This window comes from bacterium (assembly GCA_029210545.1).
In the GTDB taxonomy this organism is placed as follows: Bacteria; BMS3Abin14; BMS3Abin14; order BMS3Abin14; family BMS3Abin14; genus JARGFV01.
In genome coordinates this window covers 1-6166 of the sequence record JARGFV010000130.1, presented here as the reverse complement: position 1 = coordinate 6166, position 6166 = coordinate 1, and the positions used below count along the sequence as shown (strand labels likewise).

The 6166-nt window shown below is 58.6% G+C and carries 7 protein-coding genes and 1 pseudogene; 1 reads left to right on the top strand and 7 read right to left on the bottom strand.

Annotated elements, in window-relative coordinates:
• The 5 genes and pseudogenes from P1S46_10910 to P1S46_10890 form a co-directional block, all read right to left on the bottom strand.
• Positions 1–1278, bottom strand: a 1278-nt coding sequence (locus tag P1S46_10910; protein ID MDF1536986.1) for a hypothetical protein, incomplete at its 3' end; no start/stop codon positions are given.
• Between the two features lie 12 nt (positions 1279–1290).
• The gene (locus tag P1S46_10905) at positions 1291–2412 is read right to left on the bottom strand and encodes a hypothetical protein (GenBank protein MDF1536985.1); all 1122 of its coding nucleotides are present in this window, start codon (positions 2410–2412) and stop codon (positions 1291–1293) included.
• A gap of 306 nt (positions 2413–2718) precedes the next feature.
• On the bottom strand, positions 2719–3369 hold the full coding sequence (locus P1S46_10900; GenBank protein MDF1536984.1) for a hemolysin III family protein: 651 nt from the start codon (positions 3367–3369) through the stop codon (positions 2719–2721).
• A gap of 166 nt (positions 3370–3535) precedes the next feature.
• Entirely contained in the window at positions 3536–4054 is a 519-nt protein-coding gene (locus P1S46_10895) for a nitroreductase family protein (protein MDF1536983.1), read from the bottom strand.
• A gap of 162 nt (positions 4055–4216) precedes the next feature.
• Positions 4217–4309, bottom strand: a pseudogene (locus tag P1S46_10890) (hypothetical protein).
• Between the two features lie 10 nt (positions 4310–4319).
• On the opposite strand from P1S46_10890, the gene P1S46_10885 reads away from it, so the two are divergent.
• Positions 4320–4589, top strand: a complete 270-nt coding sequence (locus tag P1S46_10885; GenBank protein ID MDF1536982.1) for a hypothetical protein — start codon at positions 4320–4322, stop codon at positions 4587–4589.
• A gap of 97 nt (positions 4590–4686) precedes the next feature.
• Here the strand turns inward: P1S46_10885 and P1S46_10880 are convergent, their stop codons facing one another.
• Positions 4687–5610 carry a DMT family transporter gene (locus P1S46_10880; GenBank protein ID MDF1536981.1) on the bottom strand — a complete coding sequence of 308 codons (924 nt, stop codon included), beginning with the start codon at positions 5608–5610 and terminating at the stop codon, positions 4687–4689.
• Between the two features lie 127 nt (positions 5611–5737).
• Positions 5738–6166: hypothetical protein (locus P1S46_10875; protein MDF1536980.1), on the bottom strand; the 429-nt coding region annotated here is incomplete at its 5' end.

Below are 6166 nucleotides of genomic sequence, written 5' to 3'. Positions count from 1 at the left end.
CTCCAGCTCGTACTGAACAGTGTCGGCGTCAACTTTCTCATAGCGGCCCGAATCGCCGCTGTTTTCCAGTTCCCAGGAGGTCACCGGGAAGTTGCGGCGAACCTCTATTTTTACCGGGATGTCCCTGTAGTTGGCTACTTCAACCCTTACCGTCCTGTGCTCATCCCAACCCGTAATGGAGTCGGTATGCCACTCGTAGTTGTCTGTCCGGTAATCCATGAGTGTGGGGATGACCGACACCTGCCCGGACGGGCCGAGGTCCAGGTTCACCTCTTCGTCTTTCGGGACGTACTTGTTCTCCCTGGCCCCGATATAGGAAAGATAGCCATTCTGACCGGTGTCCCGGAACACCTTCACCAGGCCGCCGGGGATGGGCTCTGAACCCAGCCGGTGTTCCTGGTCGTTGGCAAAGGAAATAAACCGCACCGGCGCCAGGCCGTACTTTTCCTCCTCGTAGCGGTAGAGGTTCTTCACCGGCACTTCGGGGGCGGTGAAGGAGATGAGCCGTTTGCCCCAGCCGTTCTCGATGTCCTCCGTGCCCTCGATGGTGTAGAGGAAGTACTCCGAAAGGCCCTCCTTGCGGATCTCCTTTGGGCGGGCCATTCTCAGCTCCGACTTGGCAGCATAAAAAGCGGGGGCGGCTTCTTGCATGACCATGTCGCCGGATATCCCGGGCATGGGTACGGGAACGCCTGGACCCGGGCGCCCGAACGGTTCATTTCGCCTGGCCAGGTCCGCGATACGGTCCAGAAGGTTGACCTTCCCCACGATGAGCCGCGTCTCGGCGTTCTCGTAATCCTCGCCGCTGTTGTTGGCCACCCGGACATAACCTTTTAGCTGCATGGCCCCCTCGTCGGGCGTCAGCGTTGCCAGGTAGTAGGCTTTCCACGAGATGCCGCTGGTAAAGTAGGTGATCTCGAAGGGCACCTTTTCCGACACCCCGGAGTCCAGGTTCCAGATCCCGAGACCGGTTACCCTGGGCGGGTACTGGAGACCCTGGACCTGTATGTTCCGGGCCTCGGCCAGGGGAAGCATCTCGAGGGAGGTGGGGTCGATGAGGGTCCCTGCCCAGGAGAACTGCAGCCGGTTCGGGCCCTTTTTCATGGTAAGGGACCGGATATCCCGGGCCAGGGTGAGGTCCGCCGAGTTGTAAATGGTGATCTGCACCTTATCCCTCACCGGGAGAGTTACCAGGTCGACCTTTGCCTGGGCCGCAAGGGGCGCCATCAGGGCCAGGATCGCGGCTGAAACCAGAATAACTTCTGCTTTGGCTCTCATTGTCCTGTCCTCCTATCTGCGCACGTTTCTGCGGTTGTAGTGGAAGGACATTTTTTCCTTCCCTTTGGCCGGCACCCGGACGTGGTAGACGATGGTGTTGGCGTCTTTTTTCTCATACTCCAGGCTGCTGTTTTTCATCTCCCACTCTCCGGGGATGTGCTGGACGAGGTCCACGATGACGGCCTCATCCTTGAAGTTCTCAAGCTCGGTCTCGATCTTCTCCTCGGTGTCGTAGAGGACCACCGTATACCGGGACGGTCTCGGGTTGATCGTGTTGTTCATCACCTTCAGCTGGGTGACCGAAACATCCCGGCTGTCACCGATGTAGATCCGCATCTCCTCCCCGACGGGGGTCAGGCCCACCCGGTCTTCTCCCAGGAAGATCGTGCTGCCGCGGCCGTCGTCCTGGAAGACCCGCACCTTGCCGTCCCAGAGGAGGTCCCGGCCAAGCCCTGATTTCACGCTGTTCTCGATGACGTAGTGGACAGGGATCCCCACGTCCGTATCAAGGCGCTTGGGCTCCCAAGGCTTTTGCGCCGCATCCCAGGTGAAGGTCTTTTTCACCGGGACATCCTCCGCCGACAGGAAGTGCACCTGGCGGGTCTCCTCGTGACTGGACGGACTGTTAAACGGCTCGCCCTGGCCGAGGTTTATCGCGGCATCGGTGAAATCCTCCCCGGAAAAGTTCCGCAGGACCAGGAACGCCTGCAGGTCCAGGTTTTTTTCGTCCTTCGAGGCCACTCCCTTGTAGGTCACCAGCCGATCGATGTATGAGAGGAGATAGGAGATGCGCACCTTTTCCTCCCAGGCCCCCCCGGAGTGGATCCGCCACACCAGGGCGGCTTCTCCGGGGGGGTAGGAGACGGAAAGCAGCGTCACTTTTCCCGGGTGGGACATGATGGCCAGGCGGATGGAGTCCGGGTCGATCTGGACGCCTCGCCAGGAAAAATCCACCAGGTTCTCCCCTTCCTGGAGGGTGAGGACCCGCTCCTCCTCGACGAGGGTAGCCTGGGGGTTGTCCAGCCGGACGGTCACAGCCTCCCTGTCCGGCAGGGCCACCAGTTTGGTCCTGGCCTCCGCTGTCGCACCGACTGTCAGCACCAGGGCCACAGCAACGATCATCGCTTTTTTCATGACTTCACCTCCGCCTTAAACCAGAGATTTTGTTGGTCTTGGGCAATTATACACGGAGGAGTGTTGTTTATTCCTGGTGAAGGGAAAAGATCTAAAGGCTGTCTCACGCCCGCTCGCCCGAATTAATGGGGGACTCGCTCAAGACGCAAAGAAGCCGCAAAGGTGAGGGATAAATGACCCGGATTTTCTTGGCGTCTTGGCGGCTTTAGTGACCGACCTGATTGCCTGATCTTTTCAAAAAAGAGGGAGGGAACGGGTGCGAGAAAGATTGATTTTTGGATCTTGAATCTTGGATCTTGGATCCGACTATGCCGGCAACACGTAGAACAACACCGCGACGAAATGGCACGCGCTGCCGGCCAGGACGAAGAGGTGCCAGACGGCGTGGTTGAAGGGAAGCTTTTTCCAGATGTAGAAAGTGACGCCCAGGGTGTAGAACAGGCCGCCGGCCACGAGCCAGGCGATGCCTGCCGTCGGCACGGTGGCAAGCAGCGGTTTTGCTGCCACCACCACCAGCCACCCCATCCCGATGTACACGAGGCCCGCCAGGATCCTGGACCGCCCCATGAGGGTGAAGTTGAGGCACAGCCCCAGCAGGGCAAGGCCCCAGATGATACCGAACATGGACCACCCCCATGGGCCCCTCATGTTGACCAGGGTGAACGGCGTGTAGGTGCCGGCGATGAGCAGGTAGATAGCCGAGTGGTCGAAGTGCCGGAGGATCCGCTTGATATGGGGACGCTGCACCGCATGGTACAGGGTGGAAAACAGGTACAGGAGAAAGAGGGTCGTTCCGTAAACGGAGACGCTCACCACGTGCCAGATGTTCCCCTTCAGGACCCCGAGCCTCACCAGGACGACCAGCCCGACAAGCCCCAGGACAGCGCCGATCCCGTGGGCGACGCTGCTGGCGATCTCTTCGGCAAGGGAATATTGTTTCACGTTAGAGTCGGTCACGGCAATTCCTGAAAAGAAAATTTCATGTTTCAAATTCCGGATTTCAAAGGAGAACACGGTTCACGGTTCACGGTTCATGGTTCACGGTTCATGGAACAAGTCTACCTTTTCCACTTTCCACCCTTCGGCTTTCCACCTTCTACTTTCCACCTTCCACTCACCTGCCTTACAAAAACTCCACGATCTCCTCAAGGGGTTTCCTCTTCTTGTTTCCCTTCTTCTCGAACCCCTCCTTCGGGTAGCCGAGGGGGGTGATGGAGTACACCGTCTCGTCGTCGGCGAGGGAAAGGGCCTCGCGAAGCTTGAACGGATCGTAGGCACCCACCCAGCAGGTGGCCACACCCTCATACTCGGCGGCCAGGATCATGTGGTCCATGGCGATGGTCATGTCCGTCTCCAGGGAGTTGTAGCCGTCGGCCACCCTCACCCATGCCTCGCTCTCTCTGCCCACGATAACCAGGAGGTGTGGGGCGTCATGGAACCACGGACGTGAATAACAGGGCCTTACCTTGCCCAGCATCCCGGGCGAGGAGATGACCAGGAAACGCCACGGCTGGTAGTTCACCGCCGAGGGAGCCAGCCTTCCCGCCTCGAGGATGCGGCCCATTACCTCTTCACTGAGGGGCCTGTCGGGATCGTAATTGCGGATGCTTTCACGGTTACGGACAAGTTCGTAGAAATCCATTGCACCTCCATCTGGACTTTTAAAGTTCCTGGCTCCTGACTCCCTTTCCTGACTGCCCGCCGTAGCTTTTGTGAAGGAGGGAGCCTGTCGAGGGGCGGTCTCCCACCAGGCCCTGAAATTATAAGGCTTCTCGAGGACAACGAGCTCGTCCGCGATCTTTTCGATCTCCATGGCGGTGTCCGGGCCGGTGACGGGAGCAGCGACAACCACCTTCCGCGCACCCAGGTTCCGGCAACATGCCACCGAGGCCCGCATGGTGGACCCCATGGCGATCCCGTCGTCCACCAGGATGACCGTCCGGAAACGGGAGTTTTCTGGAAATGATCAGGGAGAAGAGCGCACCAAGGGACTTTGCGCCCTGGTAACCGACCTCCACACCTCCCCGCGGGATGGCGAGAACGACGACGTCCAGATCCCCGTATTTTCCCAGGGCCTTTCCGAGCTGTATGCCCGCATCCGTGCGGTCGCGGAACATGGAATCCCTCTGCAGCCTGGTCGCGAAAACCGATCCGGCAGACTGTTATTTTCAGTATAACATCGATGGACTCGCAAAAAGTCCATCAGGCATAGGGCCCTCGTAAAAACCATTTGAAGCCATTTGATATCCGGCGCCGGGCACTCTTCACTCTTTTTCATACATCATGCAATTCCTTCAGCTCCACCTTATCGCTCCACTGGCTCATCCAAACGCCCACCAGGAGGCACAGAGCAGCAAGGACCTGGGCAAAGTTGAGCGTTTCGCCCAGCAACATCCAGCCGAGGCAGACCGCCACCACGGGGATGAGGTTGATAAAGGCCGAAGCCCGGCTGGCGGGGATGCGGGAGATCCCGTAATTGTAAAGCCCGAAAGCCCCCAGGGTGACGCAGGATCCCAGGTAGAGAAGAGTCAGGCCCTGTTCCGTGGACAGATCAACCAGCCCGTGGTCGAAGAGGGGCCGCGCACCGGGAAGGAAGAACACGAACCCGGCCACAATCTGCATGGCTGTCAGGCTCCATGTGTTGTACCGCTCGCTCAGCTTCTTCACCAGAAGCATATACCCCACGGCGCTCATCATGGCGCCAAGCTCCAGGGCGTTTCCGAGAACAGGGTTGGCGGCGGCCTCGCTGGGGTCGCCGGCCAGGGTCAGCCATACGACGCCGCCAAGCGCCACGAAGAGGCCCAGGACTGTCCAGCGTGATACCCGCTCGCCCAGAAAAAAGCAGGCTCCCATGGCCACCATGAGAGGCACCGAGGCCGATATGAGCCCCGCCTGGGAGGAACTGGTGAACCTCAGCGCGTTAGCCTCAAGGGCATAGTACAGGCAAGGCTCGAACAGGCACAAAGGCCAGAGGAGCTTCCAGTCGCCGGACCGGTATGGCAAAGGCCAGAGCCTGCGCGCGAAAGGGAGGATGATAATGAGGGCCACCGCCATCCGGACCCACATCACGGGCCACGGGCCAAGCGCTACGATGGTCACCTTCATGGCCGCGAAGGAACTGCCCCACAGGGAGGTGGCTGCGATGATGGCAAAGTAGGGGAGGAAAGTTCTTTCGGTTGTCTGGTTATCAGGTGCCAATGGACATTATCCGGGTGTTAAGTGATTGAAGGTCAGTAAAGTGCATAAGTGCACCAGTGCATGAGTGCATCAGGAACGTTGCATTTTTCTGTATCTCCGCGGCTCTGTGGGAGGCAGCGTTCAGCTCCTATCCCATTCCGTGATCTTCCAGGATCTCAGCTACCTTTCGGGCCTCTGCTTTCGCCACAAAGAGCATGGCGGGGACGATAAAGACTCCGCTCCCCTTAAACAGCTCACCCTGGAAATTATATACGATCTCTTCGGCATCCAGAAGGGATTTAACCATCATCACCTCAGCAGGGTTGTAGGTCGAGAACACTGGAACAAGATCACCATCAGGTCCGGTCACGGGAGTGGGAGATGTATCCTCAGGCAGTTCATGAACCAGAGGGACGTTACATTCGGCGCACTCGGTAAACTCCAGCCCAAAGTCCAATGTCCAAAGTCCAAAGGAGATCAGCCAGCTATTAGCTTTCAATTTTGACAGGGTCGCAAAAAGTCCAGTCGGGACTTTTCCTGGCTCATTAATGTCCTGGGGAAAGGGAAAAGCGTCGTT